The following is a 25559-nucleotide window of genomic DNA, read 5'->3' as shown; positions in this document are numbered from 1 at the left end:
CCCCCCCCCCCCCCCTCCCCCCCCCGCCGCCCCCCCCCCCCCCCCCCCCCCGCCCGCCCCGCCGCCCCCCCCCCCCCCCCCCCCCCCCGCCCCCCTCCCCCCCCCCCCCCCCCCCCCCCCCCCCCCCCCCCCCCCCACGACCGGCAGGCCGCAGATGAAGGCGACAAAGGTGTTGAGCGACGGATTTATCGACAGGCCGAAGATCGGAGCGACGACCAACGCGTTCCAGACCGGCGCCAAGGGCACGAACCAGACGAAGGCGACCGTCGCCGCGACGCCAAGCAGCGGCGGCAGCATAGCGCTCGCGCCCGGCCGGAAATGCTTCGACAGGCGGAGCAGATCGGTCTCCACCGTCATCTTGGTGCCGAGGACCGACAAGGTAAGGAAATCGACGTCGCCGGGCGCGGACAGGATTTGGACGAACCTTCGGCGTTTGACGAGCGAAGCCGCGTAACGGCCCACGAGGGCACCGATCAGCACAGGCACGGGCGCCAGCACCAGGACGGCCACCAGCGCGACTGCGACAATGACGATCTGCATTCCTATCCCCCCAAAACCTGGGCGACATCTGATTTCAGCCTCGTGCCTTAGTCAACTGCGCGAGGGAATAGCCAAACTGCTGGAACGATTCACGGAAGAGCGCGATGCCTTTGCGAGTTGCAGGCTTATCGAGATTGACAAAGTCAGGTGCGCGGCTTCGACGGCGTGCTCGGCATCTCCGTGGCCGTCCTGAACGTCCCACAGAGTCAAACTATCTGATCAAACTGACGCTCAACGAGGTCGCCGCAGCATCGGGATGAGCGTCGGCGACGAACCGACCTGGATCGCGCCGAGCGGTTCGAAGCCGTGCCGCTGGTAGAATGATATGTTGCGCGGGTTCGAGGATTCCAAATAGGCCGGCGCGTGATCGCGGTCGCACTGCGCGAGTGCGTACGCCATCAAGGCATCGCCGTGACCTGCGCCTTGATGCGCCGGGTCGACGCCGATCAGGGGCAGGTACCAATGCGGTTCGATCGGGTGGTACGTGGCCATCTGCTCGAATATGGCCGCGGTTTCAGGGGCGAGGGAGGATTCAACCGTGCTCTCGAGCACGGCGCCAAGCTCTTCCTCGTCGGAATGCACGCCGGGTGGCAGCCACAGCGCCGTCCCGGCGTAGCCGTCGGTGCAAAAGGCGCTTCCGTTAGAGAATGCCCTGCGCCCGAACGCGCGGGTCATTCGCGGCATGGCTGCAAGGTACGGGTGTGCATGCGGCCAGGTCCATCGCGCCATAGGGTCCGCTGCAAACGCCAGCACGATTATCTCGACCGCTGAATCTTCATCGGCTGAGGCCATAACTCTCACCGTCGGCGATTTCACGCTGTCCTCCTGACGTAGGTGGTTCGACGAGGCGCCCGCGCCCGTTCTCAGCCACACATCGTAACCCGGATGGAATGGGAGCGATACCGGTTGCTGTCGGCTCAGCGGTTCTGGAAAAGCTGAAGCGTCCTCCTGGTCACCAGCGATGTCCGCTTCTGGAGGACGGCAGGGGCCAGCGGAATGACCGGGATTGGGCGCAAAGCCGTCAACCGGTTTTGTTCACGGGAACGTCCGCAATCGCGCCCGCTGCTCGAAAGCCAAGTGCCCCTTCCCACCAATCCCAGCCATTGCCAGCAGCCAGCGTACTGAATTTTGACCCGATCCCTAGCCCAGCAGAAAACCCAGAGTAATCCCCAACTGGGCGGCGTAGTACAGCGCCCAGACCGCGTAACGCATCCACACGCGGTGCGGCGAGATGGCGGGCGCCAGGAATTTTTCCGCGGCCAGCAGCCCGTCGGAGGCCATGAACAGAACCGCGCCGCCGATGATCCAAAGGCTATTCAGGGTGAGCGCGGAAATCCCCATGGCGAGGATTGCCGCGATATAGACGCTGACCGGAAGGCGCAGGGCGGGGCTGACACGGCGCCAGAGCGCAAGAAGCATGGCGAGCGCGAAGACGGCCATCGCCACGGCAATCGCCCCGCGCCATGGTTCGGCCGAGAGCAACCCGAACCCGCCGCCGGAGCGCGCGAACAGCGCGACATAGAGCACATGCGCGGCGAGAAAACTGGCGAGTCCGCCGAGAAAGGCCTTTTCGCCGTCGCGCGACAGGAAGGCATCGCCGACGGCACTGAGCGCCAGCGCCGCGACGAGCAGCAATGGCCCGCCCTGCAGCGCTGCCAGCACGGCAAGCATTGCCACCGCCAGCGTCTTGGCCGCCGAACGCGCCAGCGTCGGCCGCATGTCCAGGGTGAAAGCGTAGATCACCGCCGCCGCGACGGAAAACACCAGTGTCGCATTGGCGTTGGCGTCGATGCCGCCGGGAAACGGCATCATGTCGCCGCCTCGCTCGCCGTCGGCTTGCGCAGGAACAGCGACTTCGCCGCCAGCGCCGCGCCACCGGTGATGAGCACGCAGGCCGCGAGAATGCGCAAGGAAGGCTCGGCGAAGCCCGCCGCAATCAGCACCAGCGTCGACAGCAGCGGCGCGGCATAGCTCGCCGCGCCCAGCACCTGGATGTTGCCGCGCTTGACGCCGATGTCCCAGGCATAGAAGGCAGCACCGACCGGCATCAGCCCGAGGCCGAGCACCGCCAGCCACTGGACGGCGCCGTCAGGCCACACCGTCTCTTCCAGCAGGAGATGGCAGACGAGCGAAAGGGCTGCCGTCGCCGCGCAGAACCAGGTGACGATGCTGGTCGGCACCGAGGGGAAGCGCCGCGACAACAGCGAATAGGACGACCACAGCACGGCGCAGACGCCGGCCATCGCATAGCCGAAGGCATAGCGCGCGTCGAAAGCAAGACCACCGCCCTTGGTGACGATCAGGAAAGTGCCGGCAAGGCCGAGCAGCGCGCCGGCGACATGGTTCCAGGCCAGCCGCTCGCCCGGCATCAACGCCGATCCAAGCACGATCAGCAGCGGCCACAGATAGGCGATCAGGCTCGCCTCCACCGCCGGCGCGTTGCGCAGTGCGGTGAAGTAGAAGAAATGATAGCCGAACAGGCCGGCAACGCCGATCAGCCAGACCTGACGTGGTATCTTCTGGCTCCTGTCGGCGACCGGCATGAACAGCCGCGCGACGAGCCCGACGCCGGTGCCGATCGTAAAGGTGATCGCAGACAGCAGGAAGGGCGGCACGGCGCCGGAAGCGTCGGTAAGCAGCGCCAGCAGCGCCCACATGGCGACCGCCGAGAAGCCGATCAGTGTTGCGCGCGCCATGCCCATCGGCCCTGTGCCTATTTCTGGCGGCGCGCAAACGCGCCTACTCGGTTGCTTCGAAACGCCCGGCGCTGACGGTGAGTGTGCCGATCTGCGTGGTGACCGTGGCGTGGATCGGCGCATATACGCCGGTTTGGCCGACCGGCGCAAACGTCACCATGATGACGGCGCGATCCCTGAGGTATTTCAGTGCTTTGCGGTTCTTGCGGTAACCCGCCACCGGCTCGAAGCCCATCTTGCAGGTGACGGTTTCGCCCTTGTAGCCCCGCACCGAGGTCGAGCCTTTCGAATCGTAGGTCAGCACCAGATTGGCGCGCATCTCGCCGTCATAGAGTTTCACCGTGCGCCCGCAGACCTTGTCGAGGCTGTCGGCATGGACGACGGTGGCGGCCATCGGATCGAGCACCGATGACAGGTCGCTGGCTGCCAGCGCTATCCAGTTCTTGGGATTGCGCTTCCTCGGCTCCGGCACGACCTTGGTCGATGTCACGACGCCATTGGCGAACTGGATATCGATCATCGAGGCCTTCTTGCCCGACTTGTAATCGGCGCGGAACGCCTGCGGCTGCAATTGCTTGCCCGAAATCTTGCCCTTTGACGAGATCGTGCCCTGCGTATCGTCGAACAGCGTGGCCAGCCCGGCGCTGGAGACGCTCCCGTCGATCGAATAGGTATCGCCTTCGTAACTGCTGGAGAATGTCGCCTTGGCCACCGAAAGGCCAAGGAAAGACACCGTGTACTCGCCCTTGAAGGATTGCGGCGCGGCAGTAGGCGCCGCAGTGGAGGTCGCGGTCGGCAACGCAACGGCAAGCAAGGCGAAAACAGCATGTGACGCACGAAGCATGGCGGGGATCGGTCCTCGTTTTTCGGCCGGAGATCGGCGGTATCGGCCTGGCATGTCCCTTTGCGACCGCTTATAGGCTGAATTCCGGCCTTAATATGAAAGGCCGCCGTCAGGGCTTGAACTCCAGTGGATGGTCAATGGCCAGGCGATGGGGGTAAAGCGATGGGGGCCCAGAAATAAAAAGCCGCCTTGCGGCGGGTCCCGCAGGCGGATCGTCGGCGCAAATCAGCACCATACCGAAATTAGTAGCATAACTGAGTGCACAAAGCAAGAACAAACCTGCCTGCCATCGGCTTTGGAGATGGCGAGAACCGACGGTGATATCCGACCTCGCCCCTTGCTGGGGTGATTGGCAGCTTGGCCGACGGAGCTTGACGCACGGGCGAAATGCAACTATGGAACGCCAACTTTTTCCATAAGGCCGCCTGACCGAAACCGCGCGCCACCCGGCGCGGGTCGAATGTTTGGCCAGACCGCGAACTGAAGGTTAGAACCATGTCCCGCACCTGCGAACTCACTGCCAAGGCAGTCATGTCCGGCAACAATGTGAGCCACGCCAACAACAAGACCAAGCGCCGCTTCCTGCCGAACCTCGTCAATGTGACGCTGATCTCGGAGGCGCTGAACCAGAATGTGCGCCTGCGCATTTCGGCCAACGCGCTGCGTTCGGTCGAGCATCGCGGCGGCCTCGACGCCTTCCTGGCCAAGGCCGACGCCAAGGAGCTGTCGCAGCGCGCCCGCCTGCTGAAGAAGCAGATCGCCAAGAAGCTGGCCGAACAGCCGGCCGCTTAAGCATTTCTTCGGGCGACCGCCTCTAAACACAAGGGAACGCGATCCGGCTTTCGGGTGGCGCTCCGCTGGTTCCATTACCCAGGATAAAAAAATGACTTCCTTCCAGCGATATTTGCCTTTCGTGGCCGCCATGGCGCTTGTCGTCGTGGCGTCGAACATTCTCGTCCAGTTCCCGATGCAGGGTGCGGTCGGCGGCCTGTCGCTGGGCGACTTGCTCACCTGGGGCGCCTTCACCTATCCCTTCTCCTTCCTGGTCACCGACCTTGCCAACCGCCGCTATGGCCCGGCCGTGGCGCGCAGGATCGTCCTTGTCGGCTTCATGACGGCGGTGGTCTGTTCGATCCTTGTGCCGCCCTTCCTGTTCCGCCACGGCCTGATCGAATTCGAGACGGCCGCCGACCGGCTGGTGCGCATTGCGGCGGCTTCGGGAGCAGCCTTCCTGACCGCGCAACTGCTCGACGTCACCGTGTTCAACCGGCTGCGCCGGCAGAGCTGGTGGCGCGCCCCGATCGTCGGCACGTTGGTCGGCTCGGTCGTCGACACGCTGGTCTTCTTCACCGTCGCCTTTTCGGCGGCCTTCGCCTTCGCCGGCCCGAGCGATGGCTTCGCGCTGGAGGCAGCGCCCCTGATGGGCGTGCTACCGGTTGAGACCATGCGCTGGGTGTCGTGGGCACTCGGCGATCTCTCGGTCAAGCTGCTCATCGCCGTGGTGGCGCTGATCCCCTACCGGTTGCTTGCCGCCCGCTGGAGCCAGCCGGCACTGGCTGTCTAGAGCATGATCCCCTGGGTCCAAATAGACTCCGCAAAAACCCCTGACGGCGCACAAGAGCTTCGCCTGAAGCGGCGCGGCACCGAATTCTCGATCATGCTCGGCGCCAACGAGCTGATGAACAGCCGCCTGAGCGGCTCCGAGGAGGCGCTGGCCAGGCTCTCCTGCGAAAGGATCGCCGGCCGCATTGATCCCAAAATCCTGATCGGCGGGCTGGGGATGGGTTTCACGCTGCGCGCCGCCCTTGCCGAGCTTGGCGCCGATGCCGGCGTCACCGTCGCCGAACTGGTGCCCGCCGTGGTCGCCTGGGCGCGCGGCCCAATGACAGAGGTGTTCGGCGGCTGCCTCGACGATCCGCGCGTCAGCATTCGCGAGGCGGATGTCGGACAGCTCATACGATCGGAGAAATCCACCTGGGACGCCATCCTGCTCGACGTCGACAACGGCCCGGAAGGGATCGTCTACAAAGCCAATGATGCTCTCTACGGTGCGGCCGGCCTCGGCGCCGCCCGTGCCGCGCTCAAGCCTGGCGGCGTGCTGGCGGTGTGGTCGCAGGGGCCGGACGCAGGCTTCACGCGGCGGCTCAAGCAGGCAGGCTTCGCCGTCGAGGAGATCAAGACCCGCGCCAACGGCAAGCGTGGCGCACGCCACGTCATCTGGCTGGCGACCAATGCGCAGTAGGTTTGGGCGGCCGAGGCCAGGCCCTTCCCCTCAATCCTCGTGCAGGATGAATTCCAGATAGAGGTTGCGCTGCAGGATCGAGTGGTTGTCGTCCGAGACCAGCGACACCATCAGCGCGCCGTCGTCGCGGGTCCAGATGTCGAGCCCTTCCATATTGTCGATCTGGTAGCTCATATCGGCTTCCAGCAGCACCGGCCCATCGGCAACGGCGCCCTTTTCGACACTTTCGCCGTAGATGCGCCGGACCCGCATTTTCAGGCCGCCGGCCATGGTAAAGCTGCGCTCCAGAAGCAGAAGGTCGCCGCTGGGCAGGAAGGCGCCATCGGTGATGTCGAAATCGCCATTGCGCTTGACGGTGAAGACGCCCTTTCTCGGCCCTTCGATGATGGCGGCAAAGATGTTGCCTGATTTGTCGAGGCTCTTTTCCGACACCACGACCAGCCCGCCCTCGTGCTGCCCGTAGGGATTGGCGCGGGTGACGGTCTCGAAGCCGCGATTGCGACGCAGCTCCCAGGCCGGAATCAGGAAGTCCAATTGCTTGAACGGCGCCTTCATATCGTCCGGATCGATATTGAACTGGGAAACGCGGTGGTCGCGTTCGAAGCCGACGGTGGCGATGCCGTCCTTGACCGCGAGGCCTTCGGCGTCGACCTCCGCTTTTTCGTCGACCGGCAGGCCCGATGCCTCGACCATCTGCTGCATACGGAAGTTCTGGATGCCGGAAGGACGCTTGTCGGCATCGTGGGTGATCGTGCCGAAGAACCAGAAGCCGGTGTCGGCGACGCCGATGAAGTCGCTGCCGGGTTTGAGGAAGCGGAAGGCCGACAGCGCGCCGAAATCGCGCGACGACGAGGTCATTTCCAGCCCGCCGACGAATTCGAGCGGCCCGAATTTCGTCTCCGCGCGGCCGATGTGGAACGCACGGATCGGGCGGGCGGAAATTTCGATCGGCTCAACCGATTCTGGGTCGGCAATGACCGGCGCCAAGGCCGCATCGGCAACGAACAGCGCTGCGGCGGCGAAAAGCGTCTGCCGAAAGCCGCCCCGCGAAAGGATCATCCGGCACGCCGCGTACCGCCGCGCCGCGTCTCGCGCGCGCTTTCCTCGCCAAACAGCGACGCCAGCTGCTCGGTCATGGCGCCTGCCAGTTCCTCGGCATCGACGATGGTGACGGCGCGCCTATAGTAGCGCGTGACGTCATGACCGATGCCAATGGCGAGCAGTTCGACCGGCGAGCGCGTCTCGATCAGCTCGATGACGGCGCGCAGATGCCGTTCGAGATAATTGCCCGGATTGACCGACAGCGTCGAATCGTCGACCGGCGCGCCATCCGAGATCATCATCAGGATCTTGCGCTGCTCCGGCCGCGCGATCAGCCGGTTGTGCGCCCACAGCAGCGCCTCGCCGTCGATGTTTTCCTTGAGCAGGCCCTCGCGCATCATCAGCCCGAGGTTGCGGCGCGCCCGCCGCCACGGATGGTCGGCGGATTTGTAGATGATATGGCGCAGATCGTTGAGCCGGCCGGGGTTCGGCGGCTTGCCTTCCTTCAGCCATTTCTCGCGCGCCTGCCCGCCCTTCCAGGCTCGGGTGGTGAAGCCGAGGATCTCGACCGAAACGCCGCAGCGTTCCAGCGTGCGCGCCAGAATGTCGGCGCAGGTGGCGGCGACCGTGATCGGCCGGCCGCGCATCGAGCCCGAATTGTCGAGCACCAGCGTCACCACCGTGTCGCGGAACTTGGTGTCGCGTTCCTGCTTGAAGGACAGCGGCTGCATCGGATCGATGACGATGCGCACCAGCCGCGCCGGATCGAGATAGCCCTCTTCGAGGTCGAAATCCCAGGAACGGTTCTGCTGCGCCATCAACCGGCGCTGTAGCCGGTTGGCGAGCCGGCCGACGACGCCGGACAGGTTGGCGAGCTGCTTGTCGAGGAAGGCGCGCAGGCGATCCAGCTCTTCTTCCTCGCACAGTTCCTCCGCACCAACGGTCTCGTCGAAGGTCGTGGTGAAGATCTTGTAGTCGATCTCCTTCGACAGATTGGTGAAGGGATTGTCGTTGCGGCGCGCCTCGCCGGGCGTCTCGGCGTCCGCATCGTCCTCGTCGGACAGATCGTCGGCGGTGGCGTCGGACGCCTCGGTCTCGGCCGACTGCTCGTCCTCGGACGACGCCTCGGTATCGTCGGACTGCGACTGCTCGGAGCCGGAATCGTCCTCGCCGCCCTCCTCGCTCTGCTCCTCGCCTTGCGGCTGGTTGTCGTCATTGTCTTCCGAGTCTTCGGTCTCCTGGTCGTCGCCGAGTTCCTCGGCCATTTCCATGGAGGCGAGCATCTCGCGCACGACACGGGCGAAAGCCTGCTGGTCATCGAGCTTCGCCGACAGCCCGTCGAGATCGGCGCTGGCCTTCTCCTCGACCCAGGGACGCCAGAGGTCGACCAGCCGCTCGCCGCTCTTCGGGACAGTGCGGCCGGTCAGCTTTTCGCGCACCATCAGCGCGAGTGCTTCCTCGATCGGCGCATCGGCCTTGTCCTTGACGTCGACGAGATTGGCCTTGGTGTATTTGTCCTCGAGCATCGAGCCGATATTGTCGGCCACACCCTGCATGGCGCGGCTGCCGATCGCCTCGACGCGGGCCTGCTCGACCGCGTCGTAGATGGCTCGGGCCTGTTTGCCCTCGGGCGCCAGCTTGTTGTGAATGCGCGCATCGTGGCAGGCGCGCTTCAGCGCCATGGAATCGCCGAGCCCGCGGGTGATGGCGATATCGGCCTTGGAGGCCTTCTTCGGCAGTTCGGGTAAGCGGGCGCGGCTGCCGGCAAGTGCGGGCCGATCCTTGGCGAACCCGACCTCGAGTTCCTTGTCGCCGGCAATCGCACGCATGCAGACCGTGACGGCGCGCTTGAAGCTGTCGGCTTCAGCCCCCGTCTTCGACTTGTTGCGCGTATTGTCGCCCGGACCCGCCATCGAGACCCTGCTTAGCCCAGCACCACATTGGCTGCTGATTCCGGCAGATCCTCTCCAAACGCGCGCTGGTAGAACTCGGCCACCACCGAGCGTTCCAGCTCGTCGCATTTGTTGAGGAAGGTCAGCCGGAACGCCATGCCGATGTCGCCGAAGATCTCGGCATTCTCGGCCCAGGTGATGACCGTGCGCGGGCTCATGACGGTCGACAGGTCGCCATTGATGAAGGCCGAACGCGTCATGTCGGCGACCCGCACCATCTTGTTGACGATCTCCTTGCCCTTGCCGTCGCGATAGTGCTTGGCCTTGGCCAGCACGATGTTCACCTCATTGTCGTGCGGCAGATAGTTCAGCGTGGTGACGATCGACCAGCGGTCCATCTGCGCCTGGTTGATCTGCTGGGTGCCGTGGTAGAGGCCGGTGGTGTCGCCCAGACCGACCGTATTGGCGGTCGAAAACAGCCGAAAGGCCGGGTGTGGGCGGATGACCCGGCTCTGGTCGAGCAGTGTCAGCCGGCCGGACGATTCCAGCACACGCTGGATGACGAACATCACATCCGGGCGGCCGGCGTCATACTCGTCGAAGCACAGCGCGACATTGTGCTGGTAGGCCCAGGGCAGGATGCCGTCGCGGAATTCGGTGATCTGCAGCCCGTCCTTGACCACGATCGCGTCCTTGCCGACGAGGTCGATGCGGCTGACATGGCTGTCGAGATTGACGCGCACACAGGGCCAGTTGAGGCGGGCGGCGACCTGCTCGATATGGGTCGACTTGCCGGTGCCGTGATAGCCCGACACCATGACGCGGCGGTTGTAGGCGAAACCGGCGAGGATCGCCATCGTCGTGTTCTTGTCGAACAGATAGTCCGGATCGATGTCGGGCACATGCTCTGATGTCACCGAATAGGCCGGCACCACCATCTTGGAGTCGAAGCCGAATTTCTCCTTCACCGACACCGTTGTGTCGGGCAGGTTGGCGATGTCGCGATCGACCTTGTTCATCTCTATCAACGTCTCCACGGGCGAAACGCCTGATTTCGCCGGCAATCTATTTTGTCCGGGGGCGGTCTTAGAGCCTTTTCCAACCTTATGAAAGTTGGAAAACGACACAAACCGTAAGGCTGCTCAGCACAATCCTGCCTGCTTGAGCACGCGATAGGCCTGGAGCACATCGCGGAACCGGTCTTCCGAACCTCTGTCGCCGCCATTCGCATCCGGATGGTGACGCTTCACCAGTTCCTTATAGCGCGCCTTGATATCCTTGCCAGTCGCCTTTGTATCAAGGCCAAGCGTTTCCAGCGCCTTGGCCTCAAGCGGCTTGGCCTTGCGCTCGCGCGGCGCCTTCGGGTCGTTGAACAGGTTGAAGGGGTCGCGCATGCGGTTGTAATAGCCGGCGCGGCCGGAACGCTGCTGGGCAAAGTCGGGCGAAGAGCGCGTCGAGGCGCCGGCGACGCCCATCTTCCAGGTCGGCCGGTGGCCGGTCATCGCTTCCTTCTGGAAACGGGCGACCTCGCTGTCCGGCACACCGGAGAAATAATTGAAGCCCTTGTTGTACTCGCGCACATGATCGAAGCAGAACTGGAAATACTCGCCCTCCTTCATGCGTCCGACCGGCGCGCGATGGGTGCCTGCCTCCTTGCAGCCATCCCACTGGCAGATCGGCGAGCGCGACTTCAGCTCCGCGTCCTTCTCCGGCCGGATGCGAAGCTTCTCGAAATATTTGGGGTACGGTTTCATCTCACCCATTTATGGGCTGTTCGCTAGTGCGAAACAAGAATTGACATTTTCGCGTTGATCGCCCTAACCGCTGAATCGCGGGATAAAGCGGGCGATTGGCATATTTTGTCGCGGCGGCGGCATTGCGCGTCCTTCGGGCGCGAAAAAAGGGCACTGATTTTCGGGAGTAGCTGCCCGCTACATGTGGTGAAGGGAAGTGCGAATGTCCATACAGGCAACGATGGAAGACAAGCTGAAAAAGGCATTCTCGCCGGAGCGGCTCGTCATCATCAACGAAAGCCATCTCCATGCCGGTCATCACCACCATGGCTCCGACCATCATGGCGCCTATGACGGCACCGGCGAGACGCATTTCCGCGTCCGCATCGTCTCCCCGGTCTTTGCCGGCATGAGCCGCATCGACCGCCACCGCGCGGTCAACGAATTGCTGGCGGAGGAATTGCAAGCTGGCGTGCACGCGCTGGCGATCGAACCGGCAGCACCCGATGAAAAGACCAGGTGGTAAGTCTCAGACGACTGTCGCCTGCAGGAAAGTCATCACCGCCGCGGTCAAGGCGTCGCCCTCCTCGCCGAAATCGCGATTGATCGACATGTGCGAATAGGCGCTGCCGTCGAACAGCGTGACCTCGGTCCCGGAGGCGCGTAAACGCGCGGCAAAGGCCTTGGAATCCTGCTCCCGCCCCGTTGCGCGCGAGTAGGCGACGAAGGTCGGCGGATGTTTGCGGCTCTCGATATACGTAGCCGGCGACAGCGCGCGCCACTGTGCCGGATCTGGAAAGGCCCGGGCATAGGTGCGCGTCATGCCGCCACTCCTGGCCAGCGCCTCGAGATCATAGGCCCTTGTATCGTCAAGGACGAGGGCCGCGACGCTGGGCAACCCGCCGCGCAGGCCGGTCAGCGCGGCAAGATGGCAGCCGGCCGAGTGGCCCATCACGGCGATGCGGTCGGGATCGCCGCCATATTTGGCGATGTTGGCGCGCACATAGGCATAGGCTTTCTCGACATCGCCAGCCTGGGTCGCGACGCCGGCCTGCGGCAGCATGCGGTAGTCGATCGAGACGAACAGGAACCCGTTATCGAGCAGGAAGCCCGGCTTGGCGTTGACATTATTGCGGTTGCCGATCCGCCAGGCGCCGCCATGGATGAAGAAGACCACGGGCCAGCCCCTTGCGCCGTCGGGCGCATAGATGTCGAGCTTGGCGGGTCCATAGTCGACGGTATGCGGCGACGGCTGGCTCGGCCGCCAGGCCGCCGACGCACCGGCAGGCAACAACGCCGCCATGGACGCCAGGACAAAACTTCGCCGATCGATCATCGCCATCTCCGACCGCTTTGCGGCAAGAGCAAGAGAGTGCACGCGAGCGCCGCGCGCGTCCAGTTAAGGATTGGCAACAGGTCGAGCGGATAGCGGCGCCTTCCTCACAAAGAAGGTTCCCGAAAACCTTGGTGATCGCGGCCGACTCGAGTATGTTTGAAGGGAACAATAGTGCTTTCCCACAGTTAGAGGGATGAGCCGATTGCGCATCAGGTCGGCTCCGAGGCAACCATCATGCGTGACAACCAATCCGACGTCTTTGATCTGTTTTCGGAGATTTATGCCAACGCCGCTCAGGAGGAGATCAGTCTTCAGCAATATATGCTGGCCTGCCGCGAAGACAAATCCATGTACGCTTCGGCGCCTGAAAGGATGGTCGAGGCGATAGGCGAGCCGAACCTGGTAGACACCAGCAAGGACGAACGGCTCGGCCGCATTTTTTCGAACCGCACGGTCAAGGTATATCCCTCCTTCTCCGACTTCTACGGAATGGAGGACACGATCGAGCGCATCGCCGGGTATTTCCGCTATGCCTCGCAAGGCCTCGAGGAGCGCAAGCAGATCCTCTATTTGCTCGGCCCGGTCGGCGGCGGCAAATCCTCGCTCGCCGAACGGCTGAAGAAGCTGATGGAGCAGCGCCCGATCTACACGCTGAAGGCCGGCAACCAGATCAGCCCGATTTTCGAATCGCCGCTCGGCCTTTTCCATCCCGATCGCATGGGCGACTTGCTGGAGGAAAAATACGGCATCGCCCGCCGCCGCCTGAACGGGCTTATCTCGCCTTGGGCCGCAAAACGCCTCGACGAACTGTCCGGCGACATTTCCAAGTTCAGCGTAGTCAAGCTGTTGCCTTCGCGGCTGCGTCAGATCTGCATCGCCAAGACCGAGCCCGGAGACGAGAACAATCAGGACGTTTCGGCCCTGGTTGGCAAGGTCGACATCAGACAATTGGAAAATTTCAGCCAGTCCGATCCGGATGCCTATTCGTACAGCGGCGGGCTGAACCGGACCACGCAGGGCCTGCTCGAATTCGTCGAGATGTTCAAGGCGCCCATCAAGGTCCTGCATCCGCTGCTGACGGCGACCCAGGAAGGCAGCTACAACGGCACCGAGAATTTCGGCGCCTTCCCCTACCAGGGCATCGTCGTTGCCCATTCCAACGAATCGGAATGGCAGCAGTTCAAGAACAACAAGAACAACGAGGCTTTTCTCGACCGCATCCTCGTGGTCAAGGTCCCGTATTGCCTGCGGATCACGGAAGAGAGGCAAATCTACGAAAAGCTGCTGCGAGAAAGCGAACTGGCCGCCAGTCCCTGCGCGCCCGAGGTGCTGGATATCCTCAGTCGCTTCACCGTCTCCACCCGCTTGGCGGAGCATGACAATTCGCCGCTCTACACCAAGATGCGCGCCTATGACGGAGAGAACCTCAGGGAAGTCGACCCCAAGGCGAAGTCGGTGCAGGAATACCGCGACGCCGCCGGCGTCGACGAGGGCATGACCGGCGTAAGCACGCGCTTCGCCTTCAAGATTCTCTCGCAGACATTCAACTACGACACCAAGGAGGTGGCCGCCGATCCCGTGCATCTGATGTACATCCTGGAGGAGGCGATCAAGCGCGAGCAATTCCCGAAGGAAACGGAAGCCGCCTATCTCGAGTTCATCAAGTCGGACCTGGCAACGCGCTACGCCGAGTTCATCGGCCATGAAATCCAGAAGGCCTATCTGGAGTCATACAGCGAGTATGGCCAGAACCTCTTCGACCGCTACATCGCCTACGCGGATGCCTGGATCGAGGATCAGGACTACAAGGATCCGGACACGGGACAAATTCTCAATCGCGAGGTCCTGGACAAAGAACTGTCGCAAGTCGAAAAGCCGGCCGGCATCGCCAATCCCAAGGACTTCCGCAACGAGGTGGTCAAATTCACGCTGCGTGCCAGGGCGCGGAACCACGGCCGCAACCCTTCCTGGACAAGCTATGAAAAGCTTCGCGAGGTCATCGAGAAGCGTATGTTCGGCCAGGTCGAAGACCTTTTGCCGGTGATCAGTTTCGGCTCCAAGCAGGACAGCGTCACGGAAAAGCGGCACAATGAATTCGTTCAGCGAATGATCGAACGCGGCTACACCGAGCGGCAGGTGCGCCGGTTGGTCGACTGGTACATGCGGGTGAACAAGGCGGGCTGAGAAAAACCCGGATGGTCCCATGCCGATCTTCATTGACCGCCGCCTGAACCCGAAGGACAAGAGCCTCGGCAATCGCCAGCGCTTCCTCAGGCGTGCGCGCGAAGAGCTCAAGCGGAACATTCGCGACCAAATCCGGTCGGGTCGCATCGCCGAGGTCGATCGGGAGCATGCCGTGCCGATGCCTCAAAAAGACACCAGCGAACCAACCTTCAACGATGCCAGGGACAGCGGCCGGCGTCAGCACATCCTGCCGGGCAACAGGACTTTCTCCCCCGGCGACCTGATCCCCAAACCTGGCGGGGGCGGTGACGCGGGCGGCTCGGCCCCATGGAGCAAGCCGTCAGAGGACGACTTTCGCTTTGTGCTTTCGCGCGAGGAGGTGCTCGATCTCTTTTTCGAAGATCTCGAATTGCCAGATCTGGTCAAGCTCAATCTCAAGCAGATCCTTTCATTCAAGTCCAAGCGGGCAGGTTTCGCGGCAACCGGGTCACCGACCAACATCAATGTCGGGCGCACCATGCGAAACAGCCACGGTCGCCGCATTGCGCTCGGGCGCCCCAAGCAGGCGGAGCTGGATGCGATCGTCGAGCAGCTCGATGTGCTTGAGTCGGAGCCCCCGGACGCGAAAGCGCGCGAGCGCATCCAGGCCTTGCGGGACGAACTCGAGCGGCTTGAGCGGCGGCGCAGGCGCATCGCCTATGTCGACCCGGTCGACATCCGTTTCAATCGCTTCGATCCCCGCCCGCAGCCGAATGCCAGCGCCGTCATGTTCTGCTTGATGGACGTATCCGGATCGATGGGCGAGCGCGAGAAGGATCTGGCCAAACGATTCTTCGTGCTGCTGCATCTGTTCCTGACGCGACGCTATGAGCGCACGGAAATCGTCTTCATTCGTCATACTCACGAGGCCCAGGAGGTGGACGAGCATACGTTCTTCTACCACACCCAGAGCGGCGGCACCGTCGTTTCCACCGCGCTCGCGGAAATGCACCGCATTATCGAGCAACGCTATCCGGCCGCTGAATGGAACATCTATGCCGCCCAGGCTTCCGACGGTGACAATTTCGCCACCGACTCCGAACGCTGCATAGAACTGCTCGACGGCAAGCTCATGCGCCTGTGCCAATATTTCGCTTATGTAGAAATCATCGATGAACGGGAAAGTCATATTTTCGGCAGGACAGACAATGGGACGTCGCTCTGGCGCGCCTACAGTGCCGTCGAGCAGAAATGGCCAAACTTCCAGATAAGGCGCATCGCCGCTCCGGCCGATATCTACCCGGTCTTTCGCCAACTCTTCGCCCGACAACCGGCTCTCAGCAAGAGCGCATGAGATATGGCGATGGTCAGTCAAGCCGACAAATCCGGGTTGCTGTTCTCCGGCTCCGACTGGGATTTCAAGAAACTGTCGCGTATCCATGACGAGATCGAAGCGCTGGCGATCGAGGAGCTTCATCTCGATACCTATCCGGTGCAGATGGAGATCATCTCCTCCGAGCAGATGCTCGACGCCTACTCATCGGTCGGCATGCCGCTGATGTACCGGCACTGGTCGTTCGGCAAGCATTTCCTCTACAACGAACTTCTCTACCGCAAGGGCGGACGCGGCCTGGCCTATGAATTGGTCATCAACTCCGACCCCTGCATCGTCTACCTGATGGAAGAAAACACTTTGCCGCTGCAGGCCTTGGTGACTGCCCATGCCGCGCTGGGACACAACCATTTCTTCAAGAACAATCACCTCTTCCGGCAGTGGACGGACGCCGCAGGCATACTGAGCTATCTGGACTTCGCCAAGGGCTACATCGCCCGGTGCGAGGAACGGCATGGCCTGGCCGCCGTCGAGGCCATCCTCGATGCGGCGCACGCGCTGATGGAGCAGGGCGTATTCCGCTATCATCGGCCGCCGAAACTGTCGTCGGAGCGGCAGCGCGAAGGGCTTCGCGAGCGCCTCGAATATGAGGAGCGCTCCTACAACGATCTGTGGCGGACGCTGCCGCTTTCGCAGGGCGCGGCGGGCAAGGCCGAAGCGAAAGGCGTGGCGGAGCGGAAGAAATCGCTCAATCTGCCAGAGGAAAACCTGCTCTATTTCCTGGAGAAAAACAGCCTCATCCTCGAGCCTTGGCAGCGCGAGATCATCAGGATCGTGCGTGCCGTAGCGCAGTATTTTTATCCGCAGCGGCAAACTCAGGTGATGAATGAAGGCTGCGCCACTTTCGTGCATTATACGCTGATGAACATGCTGTTCGAGCGTGGCCGGATCAGCGAAGGCGCCATGCTCGAAATCCTGCGCAACCATTCGAATGTGATCTTCCAGCCGGCCTTCGACGATCCGCGATTTTCCGGGATCAACCCCTACGCCCTTGGCCTCGACATGATGCAGGACATAAAGCGCATCTCGACCGAGCCGACGGCGGAAGACCGCGACTGGTTCCCCGACATCGCCGGTTGCGGCGCCTGGCGCGAGGTCCTGCTCGACGCCTGGGCCAATCACCGCGACGAATCCTTCATCCGCCAGTATCTTAGCCCGACCTTGATGCGGAAATGGCGGCTCTTTGTCCTCGACGACGGCGCCGGCCAGCCGCACTATGAGGTCGCATCGATCCACAACGAGCGTGGCTACGACAAGATACGTGCCGCGCTGGCCCACAGCTACGACGTGGGCGCGACCCGGCCCGACATCCAGGTGGTGGATGTGGACCTGCTCGGCGACCGGCAGTTGCGACTGCAGCACAAGGTGAAGGACGGCATCGTGCTTGAGGGTGACAGCCGCGACGCCACGCTCCGCCATATTCGCAGCCTCTGGGGTTATGAAGTCAGCCTGGCGGCGGTCGATGCCGAAACGGGCGCAACGCTGAGCGAACGCTCGACCAAGGAATTTTAAGAGCCGGAACCCACTGCGGCTAACTTTCACCGGCGGGGCGAATCCGCAATCTTGCAATCCGGTTCTTGTCGCGCTTCATCACGACGAAGCGCTTGCCGTGGAAGGTAAACGCCTGTTTCTCCTCCGGAATCGACTGCGTCTCGTGGATGACGAGACCGGCAATGGTGGTGGCTTCCTCGTCCGGCAGGTTCCAGTCGAGCGCCCGGTTCAGATCGCGGATCGGCACAGTGCCGTCGACGACGACCGAACCATCGGCCTCCTGCTTGACGCCCTGGATCTCGATATCATGCTCGTCAGCGATCTCCCCGACGATCTCTTCGATGATGTCCTCCAGCGTCACCAGCCCCTCGACCTCGCCATATTCGTCGACGACTATCGCGAAATGCGCCTTGCGGCGCAGGAAGGCGTTGAGCTGTTCCTGCAACGTCGTGGTGTCGGGCACGAACCACGGCTTTGACGCGATCTTCATCACGTCGATCCTGGAAAAGTCGTTGCCGACATCGTTCAGCGCGCGCAGCAGGTCCTTGGCGTGCAGCACGCCGACGATATTGTCGAGCGAGCCTTTCCACAACGGCATGCGGGTATGCGGACTCTGCAGGATCTCGCGCACCACCGCTTCCGATGGATTGTCGGCATTGACCGAGCGCATGTTGGTGCGGTGGACCATAACATCGGACACTTCGAGCTCGGCGAGGTCGAACAGGCCGCCGATGCGGTCGCGATCCTCGCGAACCACCTGGCCGTCGCGGCGGAAATCATCGACGGCGCCGCGCAATTCGTCATGGGCCGAACGCTGCGGCTCGATGCGCTGCAATTCATAGCCGAAGGCCGCGAGCAGGCCCGCGCGGAAGGCGAACGCCAGCAGGCCAAGCCCGGCAAGGATAGCAGCGACGATCCAGCCGGTCTCGCTCATATCCTGCTTTCCGCTGAGCCCGGATGGTTCTCCCTTAGGAACGACAGCACTTCCGACGCGGGCACATCCTTGGCGATGAAGGCCTGGCCGACGCCACGCGTCAGGATGAAGGTCAGCGCGCCGCGCGAGACCTTCTTGTCCTGGGCGATGAAGGACAGCAGCGCCTCGGCATCGGGCAATTCGCCTGATATGTCGGCCATGCGCCAGGGCAGGCCCACGGTGCGAAGGTGCGCCTCGACCCGCGCCGCATCGTCGGGGCTCGCCAGGTTGAGGCGTGACGAAAAACGGTGCGCCAGCGCCATGCCGATGGCGACGCCTTCGCCATGCACGAGCCGGGCGCCGTCATAGTGCGTGGCGGCCTCGAGCGCGTGGCCGAACGTGTGGCCGAGATTGAGCAACGCGCGGTCGCCGGTCTCGAATTCGTCGCGAGCGACGACATCGGCCTTGGCGCGGCAGGCCTCGGCGATGGCCTTGGCCCGCGCCGGGCCACCGGCAAACACCTCGCGCCAGTTCTCCTCCAGCCAGGCGAAGAAGTCCGGGCGATCGATAAGCCCGTATTTGGCGAGCTCGGCGTAGCCGGCGCGGAATTCGCGGATCGGCAGCGTGTCGAGCACCTCGGTGTCGGCCAGCACCAGCTTCGGCTGGTGGAAGACGCCGACGAGGTTCTTGCCGCGCGCGCTGTTGATGCCGGTCTTGCCGCCGACCGAGGAATCGACCTGGGCGAGCAGCGACGTCGGCACCTGCACGAAATTCATCCCGCGCCGCACGATGCCGGCGGCAAAGCCGGCTAGGTCGCCGATGACGCCGCCGCCGAGCGCGATGACGACATCGCCGCGCTCGAGTCTCGCGGCCAGCACGCCGTCCACCACATCCTCGAGATGCGCAAAGCTCTTGGTCTTCTCGCCCGCCGGCAGCGTGATGACGGCGCTCTGGATGCCGCCCTTTTCGAGGCCGACCCTCAGCGTTTCGAGATGTGCCGCGGCGACATTGTCGTCGGTGACCACCGCGGCGCGCGTGCCCGGCAAGCGCCGCGCAATCTCCGTGCCGGAGCGTTCAAGCATCCCCGGACCGATCAGTATATCGTAGGCGCGCTCGCCAAGCCCGACCTCGACGGTGACTGTATCCGCGCTCACGACCGCACCTCGCCCGTCACGGCTGCAACGCCGAAATGGCCGCAAAGCGCGTCCAGCACCTCGGCCGCGATGACCTCCTTTCGGTCGTCGCGGGTCGACACCGTGACATTGGCGGCGGCGTAGACCGGATAACGCTCGGCCATCAACCGCTCGAGCACAGCGCGCGGATCGGCGCTTTTCAGGAGCGGCCGGTTCTGCTTCTTGGAAACGCGCTCCATCAACAGGTCGATCTCGGCCTTCAGCCATACCGATACGCCATGGCCGGCAATGGCCTCCCGCGTCTGCGCATTCATGAAGGCGCCGCCGCCGGTCGACAGCACCTGCGGGCCGTGTTCCAGCACGCGCAGGATGACGCGCTGCTCCAGCGCCCGGAACTCGGTTTCGCCGTAGCGTTCGAACAGTTCGGGCACGCTCATGCGCGACACGCTTTCGATCTCCTGGTCGCTGTCGATGAAGGGCAATCCCAGCATCGTCGCCACCTTGCGGCCGATCGCCGTCTTGCCGGCGCCCATCAGGCCCACAAAGACGATGGATCGGTTGCCCAACAGGCCAAGCAGCGCGGCATGGCTCTCATCGGGAGGATTTGCTGGCAGCGCGTTCATGACACAGCGATATTTCCAAGCCTCTTTGCCGGGTATCGACATCAAAAGCCTGTTTGCGTCAAGCGCGGCGGTCGTCCGGCGTCGTGCGAGTTCCGTCCTTGAATTGGCCGGATTGGCGTCACATAAGGGCACAGGGTTTGGAAACGCAAAACAAAAAGACGGGCGAAAATTGATGCCGACACTGTTCCGCTTTGTCGTGACGCTCACGATTCTGGCCGGCATTGTCTATGGTGCAATGTTCGCATTGGCGATGTTCGTCGAGCCGAGAAAGACCGAGATGAGCGTGCGCATTCCCCCGGAAAAGCTGAACCCCCAGAAAAACTGAACCCCCAGAAAACTGAACCCACAGAAAACCGAACCCAAGAGAAAAACCGACCAAAAGCAATGAACAGCGCGGCCCGCATCGAAGCCTTTCTCGAAATGATGAGCGCCGAGCGGGGCGCGGCCGAAAACACGCTTTCGTCCTATCGCCGCGACCTCGAAAACGCCTCGGCCGGGATCGGTGGCGGGCTGGCGGCCGCCGGTGCCGCCGATATCCGCGCCTATCTCGATGACATCGCCGCGCGTGGCTTTGCCGCCACCTCGCAGGCGCGCAAACTGTCGGCGATCCGCCAGTTCTTCAAGTTCCTCTATGCCGAGGGCCTGCGCGGCGACGACCCCACCGGAACGCTGGACAGCCCGAAGAAGGGCCGGCCGCTGCCCAAAACGATGAGCGAGGCCGATACCGGCCGGCTGATCGACCGGGCGGCCGAGGAGGCAAGGGATGCCTCGCCCGGCGACGGCGACGACTTGGCGGCGCTGCGCCTGCATGCGCTGGTCGAGGTGCTCTATGCCACGGGCCTACGCGTTTCCGAACTGGTCGGCCTGCCGGTGACGGTGGCGCAGCGCGACGACCGCTTCTTCATGGTGCGCGGCAAGGGCGACAAGGAACGCATGGTGCCGCTGTCGGCCAAGGCGCGCAGCGCGATGCGGGCCTGGCTCGCAGCCCGGGCCACGGTGCCGGCCTTCGCCGATAGCCCGTTCCTGTTTCCGGCGGCAAGCGACAGCGGCTATCTCTCCAGGCAGGTCTTTGCCCGCGACCTGAAAGGCCTCGCCGCCAGGGCCGGCATTTCAGCGGCGAAAATATCGCCGCATGTGCTGCGCCATGCTTTCGCCAGCCATCTCCTGCAGAATGGCGCCGATCTCCGGGCCGTGCAGCAGTTGCTCGGCCATGCCGATATTTCAACGACGCAGATTTACACGCATGTGCTGGAGGAGCGCCTGGTCCGGCTGGTCAACGACCATCATCCGCTTGCCGACTAGGCGCCATATCGCTATGTGAGGACGACGTTTCGCCGCTCGGAGCCTTGATTTCAAGGGTCCGTCAGTCATTGCCTTCCGGTCTATCGGTCCGCCCAAGAATGTATAATTACCTCGATTTCGAAAAGCCGGTCCAGGATCTCGAAGGCAAGATCCTCGAGCTGAAGAAGCTTGCCGAGAATGGCGAGGCGGTCGATGTCGGCGACGAGATCAGCCGTCTCGAGAAGCGTTCGCGCGATGCGCTGCGCGACGCCTACAAGGCCCTGACGCCATGGCAGAAGGTGCAGGTGGCGCGCCATCCCGACAGGCCGCATTGCGTCGACTACATCAAGGCCCTGTTCAGCGATTTCACGCCGCTGGCCGGCGATCGCAATTTCGGCGAGGACCAGGCGATCGTCGGCGGCTTCGCCCGTTTCCGCGGCGAGCCGGTGGCGATCATCGGCCAGGAAAAGGGCTCGGACACGGCGAGCCGCCTCAAGCATAATTTCGGCTCGGTGCGGCCGGAGGGCTACCGCAAGGCGGTGCGGCTGATGGAACTCGCCGACCGCTTCAAGATCCCGCTCTTGACGCTGGTCGACACCGCAGGCGCCTATCCCGGCGTCGGCGCCGAGGAGCGCGGCCAGGCGGAAGCCATCGCCCGCTCGACCTCGGCCTGCCTCGGCCTGAAAGTGCCGTCGATCTCGGTGGTCATCGGCGAAGGCGGCTCGGGCGGCGCTATTGCGATTGCCACCGCAAATCGCGTCTACATGCTCGAACACGCCATCTATTCGGTGATCTCGCCGGAGGGTGCGGCTTCGATCCTGTGGCGCGACACCACCCGCTCGAAGGATGCGGCGACCAACATGAAGATCACCGCCCAGGATCTTCTGGAACTGAAGATCATCGACGCCATCATTCCCGAGCCGCTCGGCGGCGCCCATCGTGCCCCGGAAACCGTGATTGCCTCGACCGGCGACCTCATCGCCAGGACGATGAAGGAGTTTTCCGGCGCCAACATCGATTTTCGCGAGCAGCGCCGCGAGAAATACCTGTCGATGGGCCGCAACCTTTAGTTTGAGCTGGTTTCAGTGCCGCAATGTGGCGAGATTGGGCGCTTTCGCCACAAAATTGCCTTTGCATTCGGTTCAATCAGATTGCCGTGGGGGAATGGGTCCAGCGCTTGCGGTAAGGAATTTATTAGGCTTAACGGGCTTAGGGTCCGTCAATGTTCAGCATGCGGACCTTGCAGCGCCTGAGGCTGCGGTCCAAAAAGATGAAGACATAGCGACATCCATGTTTGCCAAGCTCGCCCGCACCGGACTTCTGATCGCCGCCCTAGGCGTCGCCGGCTGCAATGATTCTTCAATGAAGGACTTCGCCCCCTCGGCCAACAAGCCGTTGCCGGACAAGATATTGGCCGACATGAGGGCCAAGGGAATGGCCCGCACCTCGCCGGTGTTGGCCCGCATCTTCAAGGAAGAGGGCAAGCTCGAGATCTGGAAGGCCAAGACCAACGGCCGCTACGACATGGTCGCCAGCTACGATATCTGCAAATGGTCGGGCAAGCTCGGGCCGAAATACACCGAGGGCGACCGCCAGGCGCCGGAGGGCTTCTATACGGTCCGCCCGGCGCAGATGAATCCGAGGTCGAGCTACCATCTTTCCTTCAATATCGGCTATCCCAACGCCTACGACCGCGCCAATGGCCGCACCGGTTCCAATCTGATGGTCCACGGCGCCTGCTCGTCGTCGGGCTGTTATTCGATGACCGACGCGCAGATCGAGCAGATCTACGCCTTTGGTCGGGACGCCTTCCAGGGCGGCCAGACTGAGTTCCAGATCCAGGCCTTTCCGTTCCGCATGACCGCCGCCAACATGGCGCGCTATCGCAAGGACCCGAACTACGACTTCTGGAAGATGCTGAAGGTCGGCTACGACAATTTCGAGATCACCAAGGTGCCGCCGAAGGTCGATGTCTGCGAGAAGCGGTATGTCTTCAACCAGGTGGCGGCCGATGGCGCGACATTCAATCCGACCGGCGCCTGCCCCGCGACGACGCAGCCTGATTCGCTGAAAACCGCCTACAGCGCCTACCAAAGCACCTATGACGCGGCCTTCAATGGCGCGGTCAAGGCCTCGGTGCCGGCGCCCAGGCCGACGATTGCCGGCATCAAGGAAGCCAGCATCGTTTCCGATTGGTCGAAACGCCGCGCCCGCGGCGAGCGCGTGCCGATCGAGCCGCCGTCGCTCAACGCCGACGGCTCGGTGAGCGAGACGGCGCGCATGGGCCGCATCGATTCGCCGGCCGGTCGCAAGATGGCCGCGATCGACGCGGAAAAAGCCGCCAAGCAGAAGGCCGAACAACAGAAGCTTGCCGCCGTGGAAGCCGCGAAGGCCGAGAAAGAGGCGGCCAAGGCGCAGGCTCTGGCCGAAAAGGAAACGGCCAGGATTAATTCTCTGGCGGAAGAGGAGGAGGCCAGGACCGCCGCCGAAGCGCCTGTCGCGACCGCGACTATTGCGCCGCCTGAGGCCGCCGCGGCCGAGACGCAGGCGGCGAATGCCGATGAAGGCAGGGTAACAAAGCTGAAGAACAAACTGCTCGGCATGTTCGGCGGCTGAGAGCCTCGCCTTGACCAAGCGCGCTGTCGTTTACGACCTCAAAGGGCTGAACTGTCCCCTGCCCGTGCTCAAGGCGAAGAAACGGCTGGCCGCCATGGCGCCAGGCAGCCGGCTCTGGCTCGAGACCACCGACCCGCTCGCGGTCATCGACATCCCCGCCTTCTGCTCGGACGCCGGTCATCAATTGGTCGAAACGGCAGCGGTTTCCGGCGGCCATCGCTTTCTGGTAGAGCGCGGCGGCAATCGCAGATGAAAAGCCAAGGCCTTCGCTCTACGATTACCCCCACCCCTAACCCCTCCCCACAAGGGGGAGGGAGACTTCCGCTGGCGCTGACCACGGCAAATTGTCTTCTCTTTCGACGCCAAAGAGGGAAGTAAAGGCGTGCGGCAGCGTTCCCTCCCCCTTGTGGGGAGGGTTAGGGTGGGGGTCCTCTTCGCAAAAAATCCATACGCGATTGCCCTGCCGTTCACGGGGAGATTGGCTGTCGCTTCGGCTTTCGCCAATCACCAACGCTGAACGAAAAGCCTACCGCCCGGCAATCGCCAGCGGGTTGTCTTCCAGCGCCGCACGATCCGGAGTGTCGATCGACGGCTTGTTGGTGAAGGCCGCGAACAGCCGCCGCACATAATCTTCCGGCATGTCGAGCGTGATCAGCACCAGCCGCGTGCCGCGCTGGCCGTCCGGCCAGGACGACAGTTGCACAGGCGGATGCAGGATCTTCTGCACTCCGTGAATGACCAGCGGTCGCGACGGGTCTTCCCCGAGCTCGATGACGCCCTTCATGCGCAGCAGGCGCTCGCCATGCGCCGAGCGCAGCAGGTCGAGGAACATCTCGATCGCCGAAAACGGCACCGGTTCATCATGGACGAGCGAATAGGAGCGCACCCGGGAATCGTGCCGATGGTCATGCTCGTCATGATCGTGGTCGCCATGATCATGATCGTGATGCGCCTCTTCTCCCAGCCAGCGCTGAACATCGGCGGATTTGGTGGCCGGATTGTAGAGGCCGCAATCAAACAGCGCCGCCACGCCTGTGCTTGTGTCGCCAACATCGAGCACTTGCGCACCCGGATTGATCTGCCGCAGCCGGGCTTTCAGCGCCTCGACCTCGCGAGGATCGGCGGCCAGGTCGATCTTGGTCAGCACGATGCGGTCGGCGACGGCCACCTGCTTGACCGCCTCGACATGATCGTCGAGCGTCGCATTGCCGTTGACCGCGTCGACCAGCGTGATGACGCCGTCAAGCCGGAAGGCCTGGACCAGCGCCGGATGCGCCATGATCGACTGCAGCACCGGCGCCGGATCGGCAAGGCCGGTGGTTTCGATGACGACGCGGGCAAGCCGGGCGATGCGGCCGGTCTGCAGCCGGTCGACGAGGTCGGCCAGCGTGTCGACCAGTTCGCCGCGCACCGTGCAGCAGAGGCAGCCGTCGGAAAGCTGGATGATGCCGTCGGAGGCCTGCTCGACCAGGAGATGGTCGATCGCCACCTCGCCGAACTCGTTGATGATGACCGCCGTATCGGCGAGCGCGGGATCCCTGAGCAGCCGGTTGAGCAGAGTCGTCTTGCCGGCGCCGAGAAAACCGGTCAGCACCGAGACGGGGATGGGAAAGCCGGCCATT

At 63.3% G+C, this 25559-nt stretch carries 26 protein-coding genes; 12 read left to right on the top strand and 14 right to left on the bottom strand.

Features of this window, described 5'->3' with window-relative positions; translation table 11 throughout:
- The 5 genes from AC0L2H_RS28335 to AC0L2H_RS28315 form a co-directional block, all read right to left on the bottom strand.
- Window positions 1-540 (bottom strand): hypothetical protein (locus tag AC0L2H_RS28335; RefSeq protein WP_473593318.1); only part of this gene is annotated, 540 nt, incomplete at its 3' end.
- A gap of 231 nt (window positions 541-771) precedes the next feature.
- A complete protein-coding gene (locus tag AC0L2H_RS28330) occupies window positions 772-1356 on the bottom strand; it encodes a GNAT family N-acetyltransferase (protein WP_473593317.1) in 585 nt (194 codons plus the stop codon).
- Window positions 1357-1680: 324 nt separating this feature from the next.
- Window positions 1681-2352 carry a lysoplasmalogenase family protein gene (locus AC0L2H_RS28325; RefSeq protein ID WP_473593316.1) on the bottom strand — a complete coding sequence of 224 codons (672 nt, stop codon included), beginning with the start codon at window positions 2350-2352 and terminating at the stop codon, window positions 1681-1683.
- On the bottom strand, window positions 2349-3236 hold the full coding sequence (gene yddG, locus AC0L2H_RS28320; RefSeq protein ID WP_473593315.1) for an aromatic amino acid exporter YddG: 888 nt from the start codon (window positions 3234-3236) through the stop codon (window positions 2349-2351). Before yddG ends, AC0L2H_RS28325 begins: the two co-directional genes overlap by 4 nt.
- A gap of 43 nt (window positions 3237-3279) precedes the next feature.
- Window positions 3280-4080, bottom strand: coding sequence for a DUF3108 domain-containing protein (locus tag AC0L2H_RS28315; RefSeq protein WP_473593314.1), 801 nt, complete (start codon window positions 4078-4080; stop codon window positions 3280-3282).
- A gap of 495 nt (window positions 4081-4575) precedes the next feature.
- Here AC0L2H_RS28315 and rpmB point away from each other — a divergent pair, with 495 nt between their 5' ends.
- The 3 genes from rpmB to AC0L2H_RS28300 all read left to right on the top strand — a co-directional run bounded on the left by rpmB (window position 4576) and on the right by AC0L2H_RS28300 (window position 6322).
- Window positions 4576-4872 carry a 50S ribosomal protein L28 gene (gene rpmB / locus AC0L2H_RS28310; protein ID WP_006328411.1) on the top strand — a complete coding sequence of 99 codons (297 nt, stop codon included), beginning with the start codon at window positions 4576-4578 and terminating at the stop codon, window positions 4870-4872.
- Between the two features lie 91 nt (window positions 4873-4963).
- Window positions 4964-5644 carry a queuosine precursor transporter gene (locus AC0L2H_RS28305; RefSeq protein ID WP_473593313.1) on the top strand — a complete coding sequence of 227 codons (681 nt, stop codon included), beginning with the start codon at window positions 4964-4966 and terminating at the stop codon, window positions 5642-5644.
- A gap of 3 nt (window positions 5645-5647) precedes the next feature.
- On the top strand, window positions 5648-6322 hold the full coding sequence (locus AC0L2H_RS28300) for a hypothetical protein (protein ID WP_473593312.1): 675 nt from the start codon (window positions 5648-5650) through the stop codon (window positions 6320-6322).
- A gap of 30 nt (window positions 6323-6352) precedes the next feature.
- On the opposite strand, the gene AC0L2H_RS28295 is transcribed toward AC0L2H_RS28300, so the two are convergent.
- From AC0L2H_RS28295 to AC0L2H_RS28280, 4 genes are all read right to left on the bottom strand, one after another.
- Window positions 6353-7381, bottom strand: a complete 1029-nt coding sequence (locus AC0L2H_RS28295) for an esterase-like activity of phytase family protein (protein ID WP_473593311.1) — start codon at window positions 7379-7381, stop codon at window positions 6353-6355.
- Entirely contained in the window at window positions 7378-9276 is a 1899-nt protein-coding gene (cobT, locus tag AC0L2H_RS28290) for a cobaltochelatase subunit CobT (RefSeq protein WP_473593310.1), read from the bottom strand. Before cobT ends, AC0L2H_RS28295 begins: the two co-directional genes overlap by 4 nt.
- An 11-nt stretch (window positions 9277-9287) precedes the next feature.
- Window positions 9288-10274 (bottom strand): cobaltochelatase subunit CobS, encoded by a 987-nt coding sequence (cobS, locus tag AC0L2H_RS28285; RefSeq protein ID WP_473593309.1) that lies wholly within the window; start codon window positions 10272-10274, stop codon window positions 9288-9290.
- 123 nt (window positions 10275-10397) lie between these two features.
- A complete protein-coding gene (locus tag AC0L2H_RS28280; protein WP_473593308.1) occupies window positions 10398-11018 on the bottom strand; it encodes a J domain-containing protein in 621 nt (206 codons plus the stop codon).
- A gap of 193 nt (window positions 11019-11211) precedes the next feature.
- Between AC0L2H_RS28280 and AC0L2H_RS28275 the strand changes: the two genes are divergently transcribed.
- Window positions 11212-11514 (top strand): BolA family protein, encoded by a 303-nt coding sequence (locus AC0L2H_RS28275; protein ID WP_473593307.1) that lies wholly within the window; start codon window positions 11212-11214, stop codon window positions 11512-11514.
- Window positions 11515-11517: 3 nt separating this feature from the next.
- Here AC0L2H_RS28275 and AC0L2H_RS28270 read toward each other — a convergent pair whose 3' ends face one another.
- Entirely contained in the window at window positions 11518-12324 is an 807-nt protein-coding gene (locus tag AC0L2H_RS28270) for an alpha/beta hydrolase (protein WP_473593306.1), read from the bottom strand.
- Window positions 12325-12558: 234 nt separating this feature from the next.
- Here AC0L2H_RS28270 and AC0L2H_RS28265 point away from each other — a divergent pair, with 234 nt between their 5' ends.
- From AC0L2H_RS28265 to AC0L2H_RS28255, 3 genes are read left to right on the top strand one after another with little or no spacing between them, the layout of a single operon-like run.
- Complete coding sequence (locus AC0L2H_RS28265; RefSeq protein ID WP_473593305.1) at window positions 12559-14508, top strand: PrkA family serine protein kinase; 1950 nt, start codon at window positions 12559-12561, stop codon at window positions 14506-14508.
- A 19-nt stretch (window positions 14509-14527) separates the two neighbouring features.
- Window positions 14528-15841 (top strand): YeaH/YhbH family protein, encoded by a 1314-nt coding sequence (locus AC0L2H_RS28260; RefSeq protein ID WP_473593304.1) that lies wholly within the window; start codon window positions 14528-14530, stop codon window positions 15839-15841.
- Between the two features lie 9 nt (window positions 15842-15850).
- Window positions 15851-17392: a SpoVR family protein gene (locus AC0L2H_RS28255; protein ID WP_473593303.1), complete on the top strand. Its 1542-nt coding sequence runs from the start codon at window positions 15851-15853 to the stop codon at window positions 17390-17392.
- A gap of 19 nt (window positions 17393-17411) precedes the next feature.
- Here the strand turns inward: AC0L2H_RS28255 and AC0L2H_RS28250 are convergent, their stop codons facing one another.
- The 3 genes from AC0L2H_RS28250 to AC0L2H_RS28240 are packed head-to-tail and all read right to left on the bottom strand — an operon-like array spanning window position 17412 to window position 20040.
- Window positions 17412-18305, bottom strand: coding sequence for an HlyC/CorC family transporter (locus AC0L2H_RS28250; RefSeq protein ID WP_473593302.1), 894 nt, complete (start codon window positions 18303-18305; stop codon window positions 17412-17414).
- Window positions 18302-19438 carry a 3-dehydroquinate synthase gene (gene aroB, locus AC0L2H_RS28245; protein WP_473593301.1) on the bottom strand — a complete coding sequence of 379 codons (1137 nt, stop codon included), beginning with the start codon at window positions 19436-19438 and terminating at the stop codon, window positions 18302-18304. The genes AC0L2H_RS28250 and aroB overlap by 4 nt, the downstream gene beginning before the upstream one ends.
- The gene (locus AC0L2H_RS28240) at window positions 19435-20040 is read right to left on the bottom strand and encodes a shikimate kinase (protein WP_473593300.1); all 606 of its coding nucleotides are present in this window, start codon (window positions 20038-20040) and stop codon (window positions 19435-19437) included. The genes aroB and AC0L2H_RS28240 overlap by 4 nt, the downstream gene beginning before the upstream one ends.
- 172 nt (window positions 20041-20212) lie before the next feature.
- Between AC0L2H_RS28240 and AC0L2H_RS28235 the strand changes: the two genes are divergently transcribed.
- The 5 genes from AC0L2H_RS28235 to AC0L2H_RS28215 all read left to right on the top strand — a co-directional run bounded on the left by AC0L2H_RS28235 (window position 20213) and on the right by AC0L2H_RS28215 (window position 24190).
- Window positions 20213-20365 (top strand): histidine kinase, encoded by a 153-nt coding sequence (locus AC0L2H_RS28235; protein ID WP_473593324.1) that lies wholly within the window; start codon window positions 20213-20215, stop codon window positions 20363-20365.
- Between the two features lie 59 nt (window positions 20366-20424).
- Entirely contained in the window at window positions 20425-21342 is a 918-nt protein-coding gene (locus AC0L2H_RS28230) for a site-specific tyrosine recombinase XerD (RefSeq protein ID WP_473593299.1), read from the top strand.
- 98 nt (window positions 21343-21440) lie between these two features.
- A complete protein-coding gene (locus AC0L2H_RS28225; protein ID WP_473593298.1) occupies window positions 21441-22391 on the top strand; it encodes an acetyl-CoA carboxylase carboxyltransferase subunit alpha in 951 nt (316 codons plus the stop codon).
- Window positions 22392-22611: 220 nt separating this feature from the next.
- Complete coding sequence (locus AC0L2H_RS28220) at window positions 22612-23937, top strand: L,D-transpeptidase family protein (RefSeq protein WP_473593297.1); 1326 nt, start codon at window positions 22612-22614, stop codon at window positions 23935-23937.
- A 10-nt stretch (window positions 23938-23947) separates the two neighbouring features.
- On the top strand, window positions 23948-24190 hold the full coding sequence (locus tag AC0L2H_RS28215) for a sulfurtransferase TusA family protein (RefSeq protein WP_473593296.1): 243 nt from the start codon (window positions 23948-23950) through the stop codon (window positions 24188-24190).
- Between the two features lie 273 nt (window positions 24191-24463).
- Here the strand turns inward: AC0L2H_RS28215 and AC0L2H_RS28210 are convergent, their stop codons facing one another.
- Complete coding sequence (locus AC0L2H_RS28210) at window positions 24464-25558, bottom strand: CobW family GTP-binding protein (protein ID WP_473593295.1); 1095 nt, start codon at window positions 25556-25558, stop codon at window positions 24464-24466.
- Between the last annotated feature and the right edge of the window lies 1 nt (window position 25559).

The organism is Mesorhizobium sp. WSM4871 (assembly GCF_055811295.1).
This window is presented reverse-complemented; position numbering and strand designations above follow the sequence as displayed.